The 19,560-nt window shown below is 70.3% G+C and carries 17 protein-coding genes and 1 pseudogene; 6 read left to right on the plus strand and 12 right to left on the minus strand.

Annotated elements, in window-relative coordinates:
* Positions 1-147: 147 nt before the first annotated feature.
* Both H074_RS04870 and H074_RS04875 read right to left on the minus strand, forming a co-directional pair.
* Positions 148-1,659 (minus strand): ATP-dependent DNA ligase, encoded by a 1,512-nt coding sequence (locus H074_RS04870; RefSeq protein ID WP_007028905.1) that lies wholly within the window; start codon positions 1,657-1,659, stop codon positions 148-150.
* A gap of 47 nt (positions 1,660-1,706) precedes the next feature.
* On the minus strand, positions 1,707-2,549 hold the full coding sequence (locus H074_RS04875; RefSeq protein WP_007028906.1) for a helix-turn-helix transcriptional regulator: 843 nt from the start codon (positions 2,547-2,549) through the stop codon (positions 1,707-1,709).
* A 441-nt stretch (positions 2,550-2,990) separates the two neighbouring features.
* Between H074_RS04875 and H074_RS04880 the strand changes: the two are divergent.
* Positions 2,991-3,821 (plus strand): annotated as a pseudogene (locus H074_RS04880) (DMT family transporter); the annotation flags it as partial.
* On the opposite strand, the gene H074_RS42315 reads toward H074_RS04880, so the two are convergent.
* Positions 3,819-4,319: an SRPBCC family protein gene (locus tag H074_RS42315; RefSeq protein ID WP_420805362.1), complete on the minus strand. Its 501-nt coding sequence runs from the start codon at positions 4,317-4,319 to the stop codon at positions 3,819-3,821. The pseudogene H074_RS04880 and the gene H074_RS42315 overlap by 3 nt on opposite strands.
* On the opposite strand from H074_RS42315, the gene H074_RS04885 reads away from it, so the two are divergent.
* Positions 4,318-4,896, plus strand: coding sequence for a TetR/AcrR family transcriptional regulator (locus H074_RS04885; protein WP_007028908.1), 579 nt, complete (start codon positions 4,318-4,320; stop codon positions 4,894-4,896). The two genes, H074_RS42315 and H074_RS04885, sit on opposite strands and share 2 nt — an antisense overlap.
* Here the strand turns inward: H074_RS04885 and H074_RS04890 are convergent.
* Positions 4,893-6,290, minus strand: a complete 1,398-nt coding sequence (locus tag H074_RS04890) for a class II fumarate hydratase (RefSeq protein ID WP_007028909.1) — start codon at positions 6,288-6,290, stop codon at positions 4,893-4,895. The two genes, H074_RS04885 and H074_RS04890, sit on opposite strands and share 4 nt — an antisense overlap.
* Positions 6,291-6,403: 113 nt before the next feature.
* On the opposite strand from H074_RS04890, the gene H074_RS04895 reads away from it, so the two are divergent.
* Complete coding sequence (locus H074_RS04895) at positions 6,404-7,393, plus strand: NAD(P)/FAD-dependent oxidoreductase (RefSeq protein WP_007028910.1); 990 nt, start codon at positions 6,404-6,406, stop codon at positions 7,391-7,393.
* A gap of 7 nt (positions 7,394-7,400) precedes the next feature.
* Here H074_RS04895 and H074_RS04900 read toward each other — a convergent pair whose 3' ends face one another.
* The 6 genes from H074_RS04900 to H074_RS04925 all read right to left on the minus strand — a co-directional run bounded on the left by H074_RS04900 (position 7,401) and on the right by H074_RS04925 (position 11,936).
* Positions 7,401-8,180, minus strand: a complete 780-nt coding sequence (locus tag H074_RS04900; protein WP_007028911.1) for a S1 family peptidase — start codon at positions 8,178-8,180, stop codon at positions 7,401-7,403.
* Positions 8,181-8,189: 9 nt separating this feature from the next.
* On the minus strand, positions 8,190-9,260 hold the full coding sequence (gene glpX / locus H074_RS04905; protein WP_039921481.1) for a class II fructose-bisphosphatase: 1,071 nt from the start codon (positions 9,258-9,260) through the stop codon (positions 8,190-8,192).
* Between the two features lie 84 nt (positions 9,261-9,344).
* On the minus strand, positions 9,345-9,578 hold the full coding sequence (locus tag H074_RS04910; RefSeq protein ID WP_007028913.1) for an exodeoxyribonuclease VII small subunit: 234 nt from the start codon (positions 9,576-9,578) through the stop codon (positions 9,345-9,347).
* Positions 9,575-10,015, minus strand: coding sequence for a hypothetical protein (locus H074_RS04915; protein ID WP_007028914.1), 441 nt, complete (start codon positions 10,013-10,015; stop codon positions 9,575-9,577). Before H074_RS04915 ends, H074_RS04910 begins: the two co-directional genes overlap by 4 nt.
* Positions 10,012-11,277, minus strand: coding sequence for an exodeoxyribonuclease VII large subunit (xseA, locus tag H074_RS04920; RefSeq protein WP_007028915.1), 1,266 nt, complete (start codon positions 11,275-11,277; stop codon positions 10,012-10,014). The genes H074_RS04915 and xseA overlap by 4 nt, the downstream gene beginning before the upstream one ends.
* A complete protein-coding gene (locus tag H074_RS04925) occupies positions 11,274-11,936 on the minus strand; it encodes a lipid droplet-associated protein (RefSeq protein ID WP_007028916.1) in 663 nt (220 codons plus the stop codon). Before H074_RS04925 ends, xseA begins: the two co-directional genes overlap by 4 nt.
* Before the next feature lie 152 nt (positions 11,937-12,088).
* Here H074_RS04925 and H074_RS04930 point away from each other — a divergent pair, with 152 nt between their 5' ends.
* A complete protein-coding gene (locus H074_RS04930; RefSeq protein WP_007028917.1) occupies positions 12,089-13,102 on the plus strand; it encodes a 4-hydroxy-3-methylbut-2-enyl diphosphate reductase in 1,014 nt (337 codons plus the stop codon).
* A gap of 103 nt (positions 13,103-13,205) precedes the next feature.
* Here H074_RS04930 and H074_RS04935 read toward each other — a convergent pair whose 3' ends face one another.
* Together H074_RS04935 and rmuC are read right to left on the minus strand one after the other, a co-directional pair.
* The gene (locus tag H074_RS04935; RefSeq protein WP_007028918.1) at positions 13,206-14,078 is read right to left on the minus strand and encodes a DUF6542 domain-containing protein; all 873 of its coding nucleotides are present in this window, start codon (positions 14,076-14,078) and stop codon (positions 13,206-13,208) included.
* 277 nt (positions 14,079-14,355) lie between these two features.
* A complete protein-coding gene (gene rmuC / locus H074_RS04940) occupies positions 14,356-15,270 on the minus strand; it encodes a DNA recombination protein RmuC (RefSeq protein ID WP_007028919.1) in 915 nt (304 codons plus the stop codon).
* A 178-nt stretch (positions 15,271-15,448) separates the two neighbouring features.
* Here rmuC and H074_RS04945 point away from each other — a divergent pair, with 178 nt between their 5' ends.
* Positions 15,449-16,600 (plus strand): exonuclease SbcCD subunit D, encoded by a 1,152-nt coding sequence (locus tag H074_RS04945; RefSeq protein ID WP_007028920.1) that lies wholly within the window; start codon positions 15,449-15,451, stop codon positions 16,598-16,600.
* Positions 16,597-19,548: an AAA family ATPase gene (locus H074_RS04950; protein WP_039921482.1), complete on the plus strand. Its 2,952-nt coding sequence runs from the start codon at positions 16,597-16,599 to the stop codon at positions 19,546-19,548. Before H074_RS04945 ends, H074_RS04950 begins: the two co-directional genes overlap by 4 nt.
* Positions 19,549-19,560: the final 12 nt, after the last annotated feature.

Below are 19,560 nucleotides of genomic sequence, written 5' to 3' on the forward strand. Positions count from 1 at the left end.
TGAGGTCGTTGTGTGCGCAAGGACCTCAAGTAGGTGACCTGATCGCGGGCGCCTCGGTCGGAAGGGGCCTTCACGCGCCGAAGCCGGATCCGGTAGGTACTCAGGCGCTCTTGGCCTGACGCAAGTAGGTGACTAATTGCGGGGGTTTCAGGGCTTGAGGAGGCCGCGCACGGTGTCGATGGTGTCGGCGTCGGCGACCTCCTTGTCCGGCCGGTAGCGCACGACCCGCGCGAAGCGCAGTGCCAGCCCTCCCGGATACCGCGTGCTCACCTGAGCCCCGTCGAGTTCGATTTCGACGACGAGCTCCGGCCGCACGTGCACCGCCCAGTCCGTGCGGTGGGTCTCGATCTCCTGGAAGGTCTTCGTCTGCCAGGCCAGCAGTTCGTCGGTCATGCCCTTGAACGTCTTGCCGACCATGATCGGCGACCCGCCGTCGGGGTCGCGGGCGCCGAGATGCAGATTCGACAGCGTGCCGGTGCGCCTGCCGTGACCCCATTCCGCGGCGAGCACGATCAGGTCGATCGTGTGCACCGGTTTCACCTTGAGCCACGCGCGCCCGCGGCGGCCCGCCGCGTACGGCGACGCGAGGTCCTTGACCATCACGCCTTCGTGCCCGGCGGCCATCGCCGCTTCCAGGACCTCCGCGGCCGAGGCGGGCGCGATCGTGCCCGGGATGACGTGCTCGCCCGCGACCTCGCGCAGGGCGGCGTTCCGGTCGGACAGTGGCGTGTCCAGCAGGTCTGTGCCGTCGAGGTGCAGGCAGTCGAAGAAGTACGGCCGCAGCAACAGCGCCTTGACCTGCTCCTCGCGGCTGCTGCCGAACCGGCTCATCGTCTGCTGGAACGGCCTCGGCCTGCCGTCGTCGGTCAGCGCCAGTGTCTCGCCGTCGAGCACCACCGAGGTGCACGGCAGGGAACGCACGAGGTCCACCAGTTCGCCGACGCTGCCGGTGATCTCGCGCAGCGTCCGCGTGTAGACGTGCACCTCGTCGCCGTCGCGGTGGACCTGGATCCGCGCACCGTCCATCTTGTACTCGACCAGTGCGTCGGCGTGCTCGGTGATCGCCTCGTCGAGTGACTCCGCCGGGGAAGCCAGCATCGGCCGGATCGGCCTGCCCAGCGCCAGTTTGAACTCCGCCAGCCGCTCCCGGCCGCCTGTCATCGCGGCCAGGCCCGTCACCGGGAGCTGCCCGGAAAGCATGAACGCCCGCCGGACGTCCTCGGCCGGGATCTCGGACGCCGCCGCGATGGCGTCCACCATGATCCCTTCGAGCGCGCCCTGCCGGAGCTCGCCGGTGAGCAGCCGGAACAGGAACTCCTGCTCCTCCTTGGTCATCTTGCCGAACAACGCCCGCAACGTCTCCGCGCGCAGCTTCACCGAACCCGAGCCCGACGCCGCCCCCACCGTGCCGAATGCCGTGTCGACCTCGGCCACGGTCAACGACGGCTCGGCAGCCGGGGCCACCTTCAGTTCGGCGAGCGTCCGCCAGCCGGTGCCGATACGGCCCTGCGTCGGCTGCCCGGTGAGGAACGCGATGACCGGGGGCAGTTCCAGTTCGCCCGCGGCGCGCAGCACCGCGGCCAGGGTGGCGATCTTCGCCTTCCTGGACCTCGTGGCGGCCAGTTCGGCCGACGCGGTCACCACCTCGGTGAGCAACATGGGGTCCATCATGGACCCGGGCACCGACAATTTCGCGCCGAGCTGGTTCAGGCGTGCGCGGGATCGGCGACCCAGCTGGCGAGCAGGCGGAGCGCCCGTTCGCTGTCGGAGCCGGGCTCGGCGGTGTAGATCACCAGGGCCTGGTCCGGATCGTCGGGCAGTCGCAGCGTCTCGTAGCGCAGCCGGAGTTCACCCACGACCGGGTTGATCATCACCTTCCACGCGTGTGCCTTCTCGCGCACGGTGTGCTTCGCCCACAGTTTCCGGAACTCCTCGCTGCCGAGGGACAGTTCGCCGACCAGCTGGGCGAGGTACGGGTCGTCCGGGTACTTCCCGCTCTCCGAGCGCAGATTCGCCACGACCTCTTTCGCCACGGTCTCCCACTCGGGGTGCATCTCGCGGGCGTGCTCGTCGAGGAAGAACATCTTCGGGATGTTGCGCTCGCCTGCCGGGCACGCGGCGAAGTCGAAGGAAAGCGCCGCCCCGAGCGCGTTCCAGGCCAGCACGTCCAGGTACCGGCCGAAGACGAACGCCGGGGACTGGATCGCGTTCAGCATCAGCTGCAGTTCCGGCCGGATTCGCTGCGCCCGCGGCCGCGCGACGCGTTTGCGTTTCGGGGCGGCCAGATCGCGCAGGTAGGTCTCCTCGTCGCGGTGCAGCCGCAGCGCCCGGCTCAGCGAATCGAGGACGGAGTCGGACACGTTGCGGGCCCGGCCCTGCTCGAGCCGCGTGTAGTAGTCGACGCTGATCCCGGCCAGCTGCGCCAGCTCCTCGCGCCGCAGTCCGGCGACCCGTCGCTGGTTGAACCCCGTCGGCAGGCCGAGGTCCGCCGGATCCAGCGCGGCCCTGCGTGCCTTGAGGAAGTCGCCCAGTTCGGCCGTCTCGGTCATGCCGGCAAGTATCCCGGAGCCCGGCGGGCTGTGCCTGGTCCTGCTGGACCCAGGCTGGTCGTGGGCTCGTGAGTGGTAAGGACGGTTCTGGTGGACCGTATTCGCTTACCTAGTGGACCTGACCCCGTCTTGGTGCCGCGGTGGGGCTGGTGCGGGTGGGCGGGTGTCGGTCGCCGGGTTTGAGTGGCAGAGCCTTGATCAACGGAGGATTGAGGACGTTGAGTGTCCTGATTCCTTCATCGACGGTCCCGATGCCCGCTGGGATCGTCGCCCTCGTGCAGGTCAGCAGCAGGAGGGTCGGTCACGACACGTTTGTCTTGCCACTCACGAGACGTGACTCGACGACTTCCTTGCCGAAGCCATGGCCGCCGACTTATGGCCCTGTCGGGTGACCGTGGTCTGGCTCTGTTCCATGGTCCAAAGAACCGACATCGTGAAGGCATGGACAACGAACGAAGAGGCGTGACGGTCGGCGTACTGGGGGTGCTGATCGTCGGCGCGTCCGTGCCGGTGACGGGAATGCTCGACGGGTACCCGGTGATCACCGGACAGGCGCTGCGTTACGCGCTGGCGGGAGTGCTCCTGCTGGCGTGGGCGCGACTGAGCGGGCGCCCGTTGCCGTTGCCGGGCGCGCGCGACGTGCCGTCGCTGATCGCACTCGCGGCGACCGGGATGATCGGGTTCCAGGCGTGCCTGCTGTTCGCGCAGCGCTACGCCGAACCCGGCCTGGTCGCCGCGTTCCTCGGCGGCACGCCGCTCGTGCTCGCGCTCGCCGGCCCGCTGGCCAGGGGGAAGCGGCCCTCGTGGGCGCCGGTGACCGGGGCGGTGCTCGCCGGACTCGGGATCGCCGTACTGTCCGGCGGCGGTGCGGCGCGCTGGCAGGGACTGGTGCTCGCGGCGCTGGCCATGGTGTGCGAAGCGCTGTTCACGCTGCTCGCGGTCGGCGTGCTCGAGAGGCTCGGGCCGTTGGCGACCGCGACCTGGGGTTGTTTCGCCGCGGGTGTCGGCGGCGCGGTCGTCGGGACGGTCGCCGACCCGTCCGGTGCCTGGGCATGGCCGGACGGGCGCGAACTGATCGCGCTCGGCTACCTGACGGTCGTCGTCACCGCGATCGCGTTTCTTCTTTGGTACTCGGCGGTTTCGGCGCTGGGCGCGGACCGGGCCGGGGTGCTCGTCGGGTTGATGCCGGTCTCCGGGCTCGCCGTCTCGCTCCTGCTGGGAATGCAGGATTTCCGCTTCTCGCAAGTGATCGGAGTAGTGCTCGTATCTTCAGGCGTCGTGATCGGACTGCGCCGCCGCGAGCTCGACGAGCCTGGCGCATTTGACGTCGAAGTGCTTCACGACGTCGCCGCCGATGACCGCGACCATGACCGCGCGCAGCGGGCCGGTGAGCGTGATCTTCTGGACGAACTCCGTCCCGCCGTCGACCGCGGTCGTGGTCAGCACGAGATCCATGGCACCGAAGGGAATCGGCTGGCGGATGGCGATCTCGCGGTCCTGGGCCAGGGACGTGATCGTGAACGGCTCGGCGACCCGTGAGTGCACACGGCCGCGGAATCCGTTCGGTACGAGGAAACCGGTGGTGCCCACCGCGGCGGGACCGTGCAGTTCGGCGGCGCTGAGGTCGGGATCCCAGCCGGGCCAACGGCTGAAGTCCGTCAGCGAGGGCCAGAGCGCGGACGGCGGGCAGGGGAGGATTTCGCGGGATGTTCTCGTCCAGGTCATACCCGGACGATATACGGAACTGTCGGTCTCGTAAACTGCGGGCATGGTGAGAGGCAGGCCGAGGGAAGAAGGAATCGACGACGCGGTCCGCGAGGCCGTGCGGGCGTTGCTGACCGAAACCGGTTACCAGCGCTGCACGATCGACGCGGTCGCGGCGCGGGCGGGCGTCGGGAAGGCCGCGGTGTACCGGCGGTGGCGGTCGAAGGCGGAACTCGTGTTCGCCGCGGTGATCCATCCCGTCGAGCTCGAACCGCCCGCGGACACCGGTTCGCTACGCGGCGACGTGGTAGCGGTCCTGGAAGTAATACAGTCCTCTTTGGACAGTGTGGAACTGCGGCAGGCCCTGCCGTCGTTGCTCGCCGACGTCCGGGCGGATCCGGTGCTGGAAGCCCGGTTCGGTGAGGTCTTCCTCGGCCGCGAACGCGGATATCTGGTCATGATGCTGGATCGGGCCGTCGCGAGAGGGGAACTCGCGAGGCGGCCCGATCCGGCACTCGTGCACGCGATCCTGCTCGGTCCGGTGCTGACGTGGCTGCACCTGTTCACCGAGACGCCGCCTTCGGGTGGGCTGGCGGCTTCGCTCGCCTCACCGCTTCATGCGGCTGTGGTCGCCAGCGCCTAGCGGCCTCCGCGCGCCATGCGGAGGACGTCGAGGGCCTCGTCCAGCTGGGCTTCGGTGAGCTTGCCGTTCGCGACGTGACCGCGTTCGATCACGACCTCGCGGATCGTCTTCAGCTCCTTGAGGGCCTGCTTCGCGATGGCGGCGGCCTCTTCGTAACCGATGTACTTGTTGAGCGGGGTCACGATCGACGGCGAACCCTCGGCGTACTCGCGCGCGCGGTCCGCGTTCACCGTCACGCCCGCGAACACCTTGTCCGCCAGCAGCCGCGAGACCGCCGCGAGCAGCCGCGCCGATTCGAGCACGTTGCGCGCGATCACCGGCAGGTTCACGTTGAGCTGGAAGTTGCCCGCCGCGCCGGCGAAGGCGACCGCCGCGTCGTTCCCGATCACCTGGGCGACCACCTGCAGCGTCGCCTCCGGGATCACCGGGTTCACCTTGCCCGGCATGATCGACGAACCCGGCTGCAGATCCGGCAGCGCCAGTTCGGCGAGTCCGGTGCGCGGGCCGGAACCCAGCCAGCGCAGGTCGTTCGCGATCTTGTTCAGCGACACCGCGACCGTGCGCAGGTGCCCGGACGTCTCGACGACGCTGTCCTGCGTCGCCTGCGCCTCGAAGTGGTCACGTGCCTCGGTCAGCGGAAGGCCGGTCACCGAAGCCAGTTCCTGGGAGACCGCCGCGCCGAAGCCCTCGGGCGCGTTCAGCCCGGAACCGACCGCGGTCCCGCCGATCGGCAGTTCACCGAGCCGCGGCAGACCCGACTTCAGCCGCTCGACCCCGAACCGGACCTGCGACGCCCACGCGCCCGCCTCCTGGCCGAAGGTGATCGGCACGGCGTCCATCAGGTGCGTGCGGCCGGACTTCACGATGTCCGCCCATTCGGCCGCCCGTGTCTCGATGGCGGCGGCCAGGTACTCCAGCGCCGGGATGACGTCGGACAGGACGGCCTCCGTCGCGGCGACGTGGATCGTCGTCGGGAAGGTGTCGTTCGAGGACTGCGAAGCGTTGACGTGGTCGTTCGGGTGCACGTCGCGGCCCAGCGCCCTCGACGCGAGCGTCGCGATGACCTCGTTGGCGTTCATGTTCGACGAGGTCCCGGAACCGGTCTGGAACACGTCGATCGGGAAATGCGCGTCGTGCTTGCCCTCGGCGACCTCGTCCGCGGCCTTCGCGATGGCCTCGGCGACCTCGGCGTCGAGCACGCCGAGCCGGGCGTTGACCCGGGCCGCGGCGGCCTTCAGCAGGCCGAGCGCGCGGATCTGGGCGCGCTCCAGGCCCCGGCCGGAGATCGGGAAGTTCTCGACGGCGCGCTGAGTCTGCGCGCGGTAGAGGGCGTCGACAGGGACGCGCACCTCGCCCATGGTGTCGTGTTCGATCCGGTATTCCTGTTCAGCCATACCCCAAGTTTCGCGCAGCACCTCCTGGCGCGCTCCGTGTCTTTCGGCACGCGAAGGCTAGGATCGAATGTGTTCTCGATCACGCCGCCCACCACCGGCCGGGAGAGTGCCGAATGAGCGAGTCCGCTGGGGAAACGTCGTACGACCTCGTCATCATCGGGGCAGGTCCGACGGGTCTGTTCGCCGCCTACTACGCGGGATTCCGTGGCCTTTCGATGGCCGTCGTGGATTCATTGCCGGAGGCGGGCGGCCAGGTCACCGCGATGTACCCCGAAAAGATGATCTACGACGTCGGCGGATTCGCCGAGGTCCGTGGCCGCGATCTGGTGCAGGGCCTTCTCGACCAGGCGGCGCCGTGGAAGCCCGCGTACCTGCTCGGGCGCAAGGCCGAGAAACTCGAAAGCGTCGAAGGCGGCGTCACCGTCACCCTCGACGGCGGGCAGGTCCTGCGCGCCGGCGCGGTGCTGATCACCGCCGGGATCGGGGAGTTCACCCCGCGGCCGCTGCCCGCCGGTGACGGCTGGCTCGGCCGCGGAATGGTCCACTTCGTGCCCTCCTTACGGGCGCACGAAGGGCAGCACGTGGTCGTCGTGGGCGGCGGCGACTCGGCGTTCGACTGGGTGCTCGCCCTGCACCCGGTCGCCGCGAGCGTCACCCTCGTGCACCGGCGCGCGAGGTTCCGCGCGGCCGAGTCGATCGTGCGGCAGGCGCGGGAACTCGGCGTGCGGATCGTCACCGACGCCGAAGTCACCCGGTTCCTCGACCGCGACGGCGCGCTGGCGGAGGTCGAGATCCGGATCAAGGGGGCCGAACCCGAAGTGCTGCACGCCGACACGGTCGTCGCCGCACTCGGCTTCACCGCGGATCTCGGGCCGATCGAAAGCTGGGGACTCCGGATCGACCATCGCGCGATAGCCGTCGACTCGACCATGGCGACGGCGCGGGAGCGGGTCTACGCGGCGGGCGACGTCGCGGCGTATCCGGGGAAGGTGAAGCTGATCGCGACCGGCTTCGGGGAAGCGGCGACGGCGGTGAACAACATCGCGGTGGCCTTGAACCCGGAAGCGCATCTGTTCCCCGGTCACTCGAGCAACGCGGAGTAGCGCGAGGTCAGGCAGGGGGAGCGGGAGCCGGCGGCGTGATCTTCTCCGCGATCCACTGCGCGTAAGCCACCACCGACGTCGCGATCGACGGCGAAGTCGCGCACACCGGGTCCGCGTTGCCGGGACGGCTGACCAGGCCCAGCAGCGCCCACTTCTCCTCGACCTTGGCGATCTCCGGCCCGCCGGAATCGCCGTAGCACGACCCCGAGTTCCCGCCGGGGTTGTCGGTGCACAACTCGACGGCACCGTCGAACTTCGCGGTGCAACGCACACCTTCGACGATCTTCGTGTCCAGTTGCCGGAGCTTCACCGGACCCTTGCCGCAGCCCGAAGTCGGGCACGTCTGGCCCCAGCCGAGCAGCCGTGTCGGCGTCCCGGGCGCCACCACGGCGCCGATCGCGATCGGCGCCGCCTTCACCGGGGCGGCCAGCCGCACCAAGGCGAGATCGCCGCCCGCGTGCTCGGGTTCGGGGTTGTAGGACGGGTTCACCACGATCTCGGCGAGGCCGGAGATCTCGCCGCCCTGGGTGTTGTCGTTGCTGCCGATCCGCGCGCTCAGGTTCGCCGGGTTCTTGCCCTCGACACAGTGCCCGGCCGTCACCAGCCAGTCCGCCGCGATCAGCGTTCCGGCGCAGAAAGCCTTGCCGGAGGCCGAATGCAGGGACGCGATGAACGGATACGGCTCGTCGGCCTCTCTGCCGCCGACGAGGTCGCCCGCGCCCGTGGCCTGCCCGACCGGCGTGAGGGCCATCGCCGCGAGCAGGACCACGAGTACGCGCTTGAGCACGGAATCTCCTTAGGGGAGCGGGGGAACTACGTCGTCTTCCAGTGAATCGTCGAGGTGGCCGTCGAAGTTGACGGACGAGTACGAGCGGAGCTTGGTCAGCCGGTGGTAGCCGTCGATCATCCGGACCGTGCCGGACTTCGACCGCATCACGATCGACTGGGTCGTCGCGCCGCCCGCGCGGTAGTGCACGCCGCGCAGCAGGTCGCCGTCGGTGACGCCGGTGGCGCAGAAGAACACGTTGTCGCCGCGGACGAGGTCGTCGTTGCCGAGCACGCGGTCGAGGTCGTGGCCCGCGGCCAGCGCCTTCTCGCGCTCCGCGTCGTCCTTCGGCCACAGGCGGCCCTGCAGTTCGCCGCCGAGGCATTTCATCGCGCAGGCCGCGATGATGCCTTCGGGGGTGCCGCCGATGCCGAGCAGCATGTCGACGCCGGTGGTCGGGCGGGCCGCGGCGATCGCGCCCGCGACGTCGCCGTCGGAGATGAACCGGATCCGGGCGCCCGCCTCGCGGACCTCCTTGATCAGCTGTTCGTGGCGCGGCCTGTCGAGGATGCACACGGTGACGTCGGAGACGCTGGAGTTCTTGGCCTTCGCGACCCGGCGGATGTTCTCCGCGATCGGGGCGGCCAGATCCACCTTGCCGGCGGCGTCCGGGCCGACGGCGAGCTTCTCCATGTAGAAGACCGCGGACGGGTCGAACATCGCGCCGCGTTCGGCGACCGCGAGCACGGCCAGCGCGTTCGGCATGCCTTTGGCCATCAGGGTCGTCCCGTCGACCGGGTCGACCGCGACGTCGCAGTCCGGCCCGTCGCCGTTGCCGACCTCTTCCCCGTTGAACAGCATCGGGGCTTCGTCCTTCTCGCCCTCGCCGATGACGACGACGCCGCGCATCGACACGGTCGAGACCAGCTGGCGCATCGCGTCCACGGCGGCGCCGTCCCCACCGATCTTGTCTCCGCGTCCCACCCAGCGGCCCGCGGCCATCGCGGCGGCTTCGGTCACGCGGACCAGTTCCATCGCGAGGTTGCGATCGGGGGCTTCAGGGCGTCGAGAAGAGCTGGCGGACGAGGTGGGGGTGGGCATGCGGCCTCCCGGGTCAGGAACTCGGCGGGGTCCCAGTCTCTCAGATACCCACGGTGGTTCGGTGGCTCAGGAGCATGGTGAACGTCACTGACCGTCGCCGGTCTCTTCCTCGACGGACGACAGCGCCGCCTCGATCCGCTCACGTGCGCCCTCGAGGTGGTGCTCGCAGACCTTCGCCAGCTGCTCGCCCTTCTCCCACAGGGCGAGCGACTGTTCCAGGGACAGCCCGCCCGCTTCGAGCTCGCGGACGACCTCCACCAGCCTGTCGCGGGCCTGCTCGTAGCCGAGTTCGGAGGTCTCACCACCGGGTTTGCTCACGCTGTGCTTCCTTCTACCGGACGTCGGTGCTTGCCGATACCCGCGCACACTACCGCGCCGGCCATGGCGTTGTCGTAACCCACGAAGGCGAGAGCGAACTCCTGGCCGTCACCCTCCGCGATCGCCGCGACGAGGTTCTCCTGGGACCGCGCCACCCGTTTGCGGTGCACCGTGCCGTCCGCGAACCACCACCGGGTGCCGACATGCTCGGCCGTCGCTTCGGAGAGTTTCCGCAGCTGGGCGTCGAGGCCGCGTTTGGCAGATAACGGCGCTGATGAGCCCTCGGCGGAAAAGAGTGCCTCGGCCTGGCATCCGGCCAGCAGCACCGTCCAGCACTCCTCGGCCGCGCGATCGGTCAGGAGCGCGTTGCGCAACACTTCGGGCGCGTCGGCACGTCTCGCGGCGTCGATGGTCAAAGGCAGGAAACTCGCCGTCAACGCCCCTCCTCCGGCTCTCCTGAGACGACGGCGCCGAGCGCGCCGTCGACCACGCGGACGCGCAGTTTCGCGCCGTCCGCGACTTCGGAGACGGACCGGAGTACCTGGAGGTTGCCGTGCTCGTCGGTGTATTGCACCACGGCGTAGCCGCGTTCGAGGGTCGCCGCCGGGCCGAGCGCGGTCAGCCGCGCGCGGGCGCTGGCGATCTCGGCCTGGTCCTTCGCGAGCAGGGTGAGCATCGCGCGGCGACCGCGTTCGCGGTGGATCTCGACGTCGTCCGAGCGCCGCTGGATCGGGCCGAGCGGGTCGGCGAGCACGGGACGGCTGCGCATCTGGTTCAGCAGCCTGACCTGCGTGTCCACCCAGCCGTGCAGGGCGCGGCGACCGCGATCGCGCATCTGACGGACGCGCTGGGTCTCTTCGCGCACGTCGGGCACGATCCGCTTGCTGGCGTCGGTCGGCGTCGAACAGCGGAGATCGGCGACGTGGTCGAGCAGCGGGGTGTCGGGCTCGTGCCCGATGGCGCTGACCACCGGCGTCCCGGCCGCGGACACGGCGCGGCACAGCGCTTCGTCGGAGAACGGCAGCAGGTCTTCCACGCTGCCGCCGCCGCGCGCGATCACGATGACGTCGACGTCGGGGTCACGGTCCAGTTTGGACAGTGCCTGGAGGATCTGCGGGACGGCGAGCGAACCCTGCACGGCGGTGTTGATCACCTTGAACGCGACATGCGGCCAGCGGGCCTGCGCGTTCACCAGCACGTCGCGTTCGGCGGCCGACGCGCGTCCGGTGATCAGCCCGATTCCCTTGGGCAGGAAAGGGATCTTGCGTTTGCGTTCCGGCGCGAACAGGCCTTCGGCGGCCAGCAGCCGCCGCAGCCGCTCGATCCGCGCGAGCAGTTCGCCGATGCCGACCGCGCGGATCTCGTTGGCGCGCAGGCTCAGCGAACCGCGGTTCATGAAGAACGTCGGCTTCGCGTGCACCACGACGCTCGCGCCCTCGCGCAGCGGAGGTTCGATCGTGCGCAGCAGGCCCATCGGGCAGGTCACCGACATCGAGACGTCCGCGGACGGGTCGCGCAGGGTCAGGAAGGCGGTGTTGGTGCCGGGGCGGGCCGAGATCTGCGTGACCTGACCTTCGACCCAGACCGCGCCGAGCCGGTTGATCCACTCGCCGACCTTGCGGGCGACCGTGCGGACCGGCCATGGGTTCTCGGCGGTCGTGGACGGGCCCGCCGTGGCGGAGGCGGGTTCGGCGCTCACTGGCCTTCCGCGCTGTCGCCGTCGCTCTCGGTTTTCTTCACGTTCCCGATGCGCCGCGCGAGCATGCCGACGAACGACGCCCTGTCGGCGTTCGCCCGTTCGTAGGTCAGCAGTTCTTCCAGCTGAGCGAGGTCGAACCGGCGCAGGCGGGCGCGCAGCTGCGGCAGGGTGAGCGAGTCGTATTCGTCCAGCCCGGCGGGACCGGAGGTCACGGGCGCGCTCGCGCTGTCGAACTCGCCGTCGGCGTGGTCCTCGGCGAGCGCGCGCTCCTCCTCGGCCCACGGGTCCTCGGTGAGCGCTTCGAGGTCGTGGAGGCGCCCGTTCGTCTCGGCGCGCGGTTCGGGAACTTCGGCGTCCTCACGCAGCGGGACCACGCACGAGTCGCGCTCGTACCGGCGTTCGCCGAGGTCCGGCGGGAGATCCTCGTCGAAGGTGGCCCAGCTCGGCGTGTCCTCGACCGGGCGAAGGCCCGACAGCGCGTCGTCGCCCTTGATCGCGAGTTCGGTGACGTGCTGCTGCACGCGCATGGAGAACTGGAGCACCTGGCTGACCACCGTGACGGGGAGCCCGGTGAGCTGCTTGGGAAGTTCGCGAACCCGCTCGGCGGTGGTGACGGCGAGGCCCGCGGCGACCCGGAGGGGGAGCGGGAGAGGCTTCATACGTCTAGCCTGCCGTATCTCGTCCATCCTGCCCAACCGAACGGGTGTGTCGGCTCACAGGACGTGACTCCACGCACATACTTTAGAGGGGTTCCCTGGTCACCTGAACGTGAGTGCGAGGAGCCCCCGGGCCAGCCCGTACCCTTGGGGGCATGAGTTCTGCGAGTCCCGGAATCACGCCCGCCGGCAGTCCGACGATCACCGAGTCCGGTGTGCCGGCAGGTGGCAAACGTGTCCTGCTCGCCAAGCCACGCGGCTATTGCGCGGGTGTCGACCGCGCGGTCATCGCCGTCGAAAAGGCACTCGAGCTCTACGGCGCACCGGTCTACGTGCGCAAGGAGATCGTGCACAACCGGCACGTGGTGGAGACCCTGCGCGAACGCGGGGTGATCTTCGTCGACGAGACCTCCGAGGTGCCGGAAGGCGAACTGGTGGTGTTCTCCGCGCACGGCGTCTCCCCCGCGGTGCACGCCGAGGCGGCCGAGCGCAACCTGCGGACCATCGACGCGACCTGCCCGCTCGTGACGAAGGTGCACAAGGAAGTCAACCGGTTCGCGAAGGACGACTACGACATCCTGCTGATCGGCCACGAAGGCCACGAAGAGGTCGAAGGCACCGCCGGCGAGGCTCCCGACAAGGTGCAGCTCGTCGACACCGCCGAGGACGTCGACAAGGTCGAGATCCGCGACCCGTCGAAGGTCATCTGGCTGTCGCAGACCACCCTTTCGGTGGACGAGACCATGGAGCGCGTCGATCAGCTGCGGGACAAGTTCCCCGGTCTGGCCGACCCGCCCAGCGACGACATCTGCTACGCCACCACGAACCGCCAGGTCGCGGTCAAGGCCATGGCCGCGGAGTGTGATCTGGTGCTGGTCGTCGGTTCGAGGAACTCGTCCAACTCGAAGCGGCTGGTCGAGGTCGCGTTGAAGGCGGGGGCGCGCGCGTCGCACCTGATCGACTTCGCGCACGAGGTCGACGAAGCGTGGCTCGAAGGCGTCGAGACCGTCGGCGTCACCAGCGGTGCTTCGGTCCCGGAGGTGCTGGTCATGGACCTGCTGACGTGGCTGGCCGAGCGCGGCTGGGACAGCGTCGACGAGGTCACCACGGCCAACGAGAAGATCGCGTTCGCGCTGCCGCACGAGCTGCGTAAGGCCGCGAAGGCCTGAGGCTTCACGAAGAAGGGCCGCCCGAGGACTTCCTCGGGCGGCCCTTCTTTGATCGGGCTCAAGCACTGGTCAGAGGCTCAAGTGGTAGCAAAGGTCCCTTGCTTCACCGCTCGTCGTCCCAGGGGCGGCGGCGGGGCGGCTGACTTCCGCGGCGCGGGTCGTCCGAACGCGGCGGACGGCGGCGCGGGGCACCCGGGGCGCTTTCGCCTCGAGGGTCGCGGCGGCGGGGTTCGCCCTCTTCCGGCCGCGGCCGCCGGGGTTGACGTCCCGGGGGCGGCGGTTTGCGGGCGCCGGGCTCGGCGTCGCGGCGGGGGCGCCGCTCGTCGTCGGCGGGACGGCGGCGGGGCGGCGCACCGTCTCGCGGAGCACCGCGGCGGGAAGGCGGAGGCGGGGTCTGGCCGGTTCGGGCTGCGGGACGGCCCCGGCCCGGCGCGGCGGCCGCCGCGGGACGGGCGGCGGGCTTGGCCTCGTCGCGACGTTCCGGTTTGGTATCCGGCTTCACCTTCACCGGGGCGTCGGGATCGCGTTCGCGGTAGATCCGGAAGATGCCGATCGCCAAGGTGACGCCGGTGGTGATGGCCATCGTCGGGAAGCCGTTGATCAGCGGCGTGCCGACGTCGAAGGCTCTCGAAAGCAGGTCCGTGCCCTTGCTGCCGTCCGAGGTCAGGAGAATGACTCCCGGAACGGTCACGGCGAGGACCAGGGGCGGCTGCACCATCGGGCCGAACAGCCCGCGACGCTGGACGGCCACCACGGCGGCCACCGCGCCGAGCGCGTAGCAGGCCTTGAACAGCAGGCCCAGGTCCTTCTGCATCATCATGTCGACGAAGGCGCCAAGGATGGCGAGCCCGAAGCCCACCAGGACGGCGGCCCACCAGGGCAACCCGCGCCTGGCGCCGACGAGCGGACGCTCGTCCCAGGCAACGGGAACGTCGTCGGCATCAGGATCGCTCTGGCGATCGCGAATCGCGGTCACAGGCCCCACCGTATATCCAAGCTGCGGGCATACCGCCAACAGGCGGGGTGTCTATCGCCTGGTAGTGGTCATTCCGGACCACCCGGACGGACTGTCCGGGTGCTTACCGGAGGTACTACGAGTGAGAGGCCGGCAAGGTTGGCGGACGGGGCGAAATGGAGCCCGTGATTCCGGAAATCGCAGGTAGGAAAGGCCGCGGCCGGACGACTTGTGTCGGGTCTCGTGAGTGGTTGGGACGGTTCTAACCGTCCTCTTCACTCACGAGACCGCGTGCGCTTCACGAGGCCGGGAGTTCGTCCGCCTTCCTGATCAGGGGCACCGGCGCCGGGCTGCCCGAAGCGTCCGTCAGCGGCGAGACCGTGCTCCGGAAGCTCTCGAGCGCCTCCAGCTCCCGCCGCCGTGCCGAGATGAAGCGCTGCAGATGGGTGCTCGACAGGTTCAGCGCGTCGACCGCGTTGCCCGCGGCCCGGTGCGCGGCCGCGGCGCCGGCCCGGACCTGCTCGACGTCCTCGACCAGTGCCCGTTCGGTCGCGGCGAACAGCGCGGCCGAGGCCAGCACGGCGAACCCCGTCGGCCCGCAGAGGAAGACCCGCCGGTCCAGCATCCAGCGCAGCAGTTCCGGGTCGGTGTCCAGCGCGGCGACCACGGCCGCGTCGGACGGGACGAACATGATCGTCCCGTAGATCGCGTCGGCCCAGCGCTGGTAGCCCTTGCCCGCCAGTTCGGCCGCCCGCGACCGGATCTGCCGGACGTGGACGCGCAGCGCGTCCAGCCGTTCTTCGGGGTCGTCGGTTTCGACCGCTTCGGCCCAGCAGGCCATGCTCGCCTTCGCGTCGACCGGCACTGTCCGCCCGCCGCCGACCCGCAGCACCATGTCCGGCTTCGCCGCGCCGCCGCCCGCGAGGTCCGTTTGCAGCGTGAAGTGCAGCTCCTCGCGGAGCCCGAGCGCGCGTGCGGTCTCCAAAAGCACCTGTTCGCCCAGCTCGCCCCGGCCGCTGATCGAAGCGAACGCGACCTCGTACCGGCGCAGCGCGAGCTGCTGCTGATCCGCCTTGGCCCGTTCGGCGGCGACCAGTTTCGCCGCCGCGTCCGCCCGCCGCATGCCGTCGTTGTACAGCCGCCACAGCAGCGCGACGGCCGCGAGCAGCAGCAACGCGAGCACGACGGCCGCGGTGGTGATCACCGTCGCCACCGGTACCTCCCCTCCGGATCCGGGTCGGGGACATCATGGCGGAACCCACCGACAAAAACGGGACGGTGCGGTCGCGCTCCGTATCTGACCTGCGCCGTCCCCGGCGTGTCGGAAAGCGCGGTGCCGCCAAGGGCGCGCCTCCCTGCTCCGGCCGGTGCGCGGCCCTACCTTGGGCTGCGTGAAGCTCCTGCACACGTCCGACTGGCACATCGGCCGTACCTTCCACGGCGCCGATCTGCTCGCCGAACAGGAAGCCGTGCTCGGTCATCTCGCCGATCTCGTGGTCGCCGAGTCGGTCGACGTCGTGCTCGTGTCCGGGGACATCTACGACCGAGCGGTGCCCTCGGCGGAGGCCGTCCGCGTGGCCACCACGGCGCTGGGCAGGATCCGCCAAGCCGGGGCGAAACTGGTGATGACACCGGGCAACCACGACTCCGCGCCGCGGCTGGGCGCGTTCGCCGAGTTCGCCGCGGCCGGCGGGCTGCACCTGCGCGCCACGATCGACGGGCTCGCCGAGCCGGTGCTGCTTCCCGACGAACACGGCGAGGTCGCCCTCTACGGGATCCCGTACCTCGAACCGGAGCCCGCGCGCCACGCCCTCGGCGTACCCGAGGCCCGCGGTCACACCGGCGTGCTCACCGAGGCGATGCGGCGGATCCGGGCGGATCTCGCCGGACGGCCGTCCGGGACGCGGTCGGTGGTGCTCGCGCACGCCTTCGTCACCGGCGGCGAGCCGACCGAATCCGAGCGGACCATCGCGGTCGGCGGCGTCGAGCAGGTGCCGGGTTCGGTGTTCGACGGCGTCGATTACGTCGCGCTCGGCCACCTGCACGGCCCGCAGACCCTCGCCGAGCACCTGCGCTATTCGGGCAGTCCGCTGGCGTACTCGTTTTCCGAGACACGCCAACGGAAGTCGGTCTGGCTGGTGGAACTCGGCGCCGGCGGGCTCGGCGAGGTCCGGCGCCACGAACTGCCGGTGCCGCGGCACCTCGCGATGCTGCGCGGCGAGCTGGCGGATCTCCTTTCGGATCCGGAGCACGACGGCCTCACCGAGCATTTCCTCTCCTTCACGGTCACCGACCGGGTCCGCCCGATCGACGCCATGCGCAAACTGCGTGAGCGGTTCCCGTACGCGGTGCACATGGACTGGCAGCCGGAAGGCGGGCACGACGGGGCCGCGCTGAAGTACGCCGAAGCCGTCCGCGGGCGATCCGACGTCGAGATCACCCGCAGTTTCCTGGAGGACTGCCGCGGATCCGCCCCGTCGGAGAGCGAGGAGCGGCTGGTGCTGGCGGCGCTGGGCGCGGCGGGCAGGGAGCGCGAAGTATGAGACTGCACCGGTTGGAGGTCGCCGCTTTCGGTCCGTACGCGGGCCGGGAGGTGGTGGACTTCGACGTGCTCGGCGCCGATGGGCTGTTCCTGTTGCACGGTGACACCGGCGCGGGGAAGACGACGCTGCTCGACGCGATCGCGTTCGCGTTGTTCGGCACGGTCCCCGGCGCTCGCGGCCAGGTCAAACGGCTGCGCTGCGACCTCGCCGAGCCTGACCAGGTCACCGAGGTCGTCCTCGAACTGACCGTGCAGGGCCAGCGGATGCGGATCGCGCGCAACCCCGAGTACCAGCGGCCCAAGCGCAGGGGCGAGGGGATGACCGTCCAGCAGGCGAAGGCGGTGCTGAACTGGGTCGGCACGGTGCCCGCCGGACACGTGGCCGAGGGCATCACGCGGATCGACGAGGTCGCGCGCACGGTCGAACGGCTCATCGGCATGACGCACGAGCAGTTCTTCCAGGTGGTTCTGCTGCCGCAGGGCGAGTTCGCGCGGTTCCTGCGCGCGAACACGGCCGAGCGCGAGGAGCTGCTGGAGCGGCTGTTCGGCACCGAGCGCTTCGCGTGCGTCGAGGACTGGTTCGCGAATCTGCGCGCCGAACGCGGCCGCGAGCTTCAGGCGAGGCAGCAGTCGCTGCGGGAGTGGGTCGCGCGGTTCGCGCAGGTCGCGCGACAGGAAGCGCCCGAAGAAGGGCAGGCCGAGTGGGTCGAAGAGGTGCTCGCCGAGTCGGCGCGGCGCGTCGGCGAGGCACAGGAACGGGACACGAAGGCTCGCGCGGCGGCCAAGACGGCTGAGGCCGTCTGGCAGGAGAACCGGTCCACCGCCGAACGGATCCGCCGGGTGCGCACCGCGTACACGCGGCTTTCGGCGATCGCCGAGCAGGCGGACCAGCGTGCGGAGTGGGCGGAAGAGGTCGAAGCGGCGCATCGTGCGGCGGGTGTGGTCGCGGAGGCCGATCTCCTCGAACGCAGGCTGGACCAGCTCGCGGAGGCCGAAGCCGCGGAGGCTCTCCGGGCTCAGGAAGTGCCTGACGCCGCGGAGAGTTCCGCCGCCGAGCTGCGTGCTCGTGCCGGCGGAGCGCGGGAAGAGGCGGGCGCACTAGCCGAACTCGTGGCGGAAAGCGAGCAGCAGCAACGGGATCTGGTTCGCCGCGAACAGCTGAACGCCGCCGCCGACAAGGCGAAGAAGCAGGCTGAGGACTTCGCCGCCGAACTGGGCGCCGCGCCGGAGAGGGTCGCGGCTTTGCGCGCCGAAGCGGCCGCTGCCGCCGAGGCCGAAGCGAAGCTCGACGGCGCCCGCACCCGTGTCGACGAGCTGACCGCGTTGGCCCGCGATGCCGATGAGGTGCCCAAGGCACAGCAGGTCGTCGAGCGGGCGCGTGTGGCGGTCGGCGATGCCGTGGACGGCCATCAGCAGGCCCGTCAGCATCGGCTGGACCTGCGGGAGCGGCGTCTCGAAGGAATGGCGGCCGAACTCGCCGCCGGTCTCCGCGCGGGCGAGGACTGCCCGGTCTGCGGGGCGACGGAGCATCCGTCGCCGGCGACGCACACCGGCGGTCTGGTCGATCCCGAGGACGAACGCCGCGCCGAAGTCGCGGAGCAGCAGGCGCACACGCGGCGCGAGAAGGCGAAAGCCGCGTTGCTGGAAGCCGAAAACCGCCTGGCCGTCCTGATCGCGAGGTTGGGCGAGCACACCGACGTGACACTGCGGGCCGGGCTCGGCGAGGCGCGCGATCTGGTCGCCACGCTGTCGGAGACCGCTCGCCGAAAGCCTGCTCTCGCGGACCAGGTCGGTGCCCTGGAACGGAAGATCGAGCAACTGACCGAACAGCGCGGGGCGGCCCAACGGCGCGCGGTCGAGGCCGAGACCGAAGTACGCGGTTTGACGGAGCGGCTGACCGAACGCGAGCGCCGGTTGGAGAGCGCGCGCGGAGAGTTCGCCGACGTCGCCGCCCGCCGGCGGCATCTGCTGGGCCTCGCGACCCGTCTCGACGCGCTCGCCGAAGCGCGGTTGAACGTCGCAGGTGCCAGGGAGCGCCGTGACGAGCAAGCGAAACTGGTCAAGGAAGCGTTGCGGGCCAAGGGTTTCGCGGACCTCGACGAGATGCGTGCCGCGGCGCGGCCGGACGAGCAGATCGCGAAACTGGAGGCCGGCCTCGCCGACGCGAAGGTGATGGAACGGGCCGCCCGCGAGGAGCTCGCGCAGCCCGAGTTGTTCGGCATCTCGCCGGAGGACGAGATCGACGTCGGTGCTTCGGCCGATGCGGCGCAGGACACGCGAGGCGAGGCCGAACAGGCGCTCGTGGCTCTGCGGGCGGCCACTTCGCGGCACGCCGACCTGACGAAACTGGCCGAGCGGATGACGTCCTTGATGGCGGGACTGGCGCCGGTCGAAGAGCGGTATCTCGAACTGAAGGCGCTGGCCGAGGTGGTCAACGGACGCGGGCAGAACGCGCGGAAGATGTCGCTGCGCTCGTACGTCCTCGCCGCGAGACTGGAGGAGGTCGCGGTCGCGGCGACGGCTCGCCTGCGGACGATGAGCCAGGGCCGCTACTCGTTCGTGCATTCCGACGCGGCCGGGGTGCGGGGCACTCGTGGCGGCCTCGGGCTCGACGTGCTCGACGACTACTCCGGCACCATCCGGCCCGCGAAGACGCTTTCGGGTGGCGAGTCCTTCCTCGCGTCACTCTCGCTTGCCCTGGGCCTCGCCGACGTCGTCGCCGCCGAAACCGGCGGAGCGCTGCTGGACACGCTGTTCATCGACGAGGGCTTCGGCACTCTGGACGCCGAGACGCTCGACATCGTCATGAACATCCTCGACGAGCTTCGCGCCGGTGGGCGAGTGGTCGGGCTGGTCTCGCACGTGGAGGAACTGCGGCAGCGGATCCCGACGCGACTGCGGATCCGAAAGGCGCGTACGGGCTCTACGGTGGAGATCCACGCCGCCTGACCCCAGGTCTCG

Origin of the sequence: Amycolatopsis decaplanina DSM 44594 (assembly GCF_000342005.1) — a bacterium.
GTDB classification, from domain to species: Bacteria; Actinomycetota; Actinomycetes; order Mycobacteriales; family Pseudonocardiaceae; genus Amycolatopsis; species Amycolatopsis decaplanina.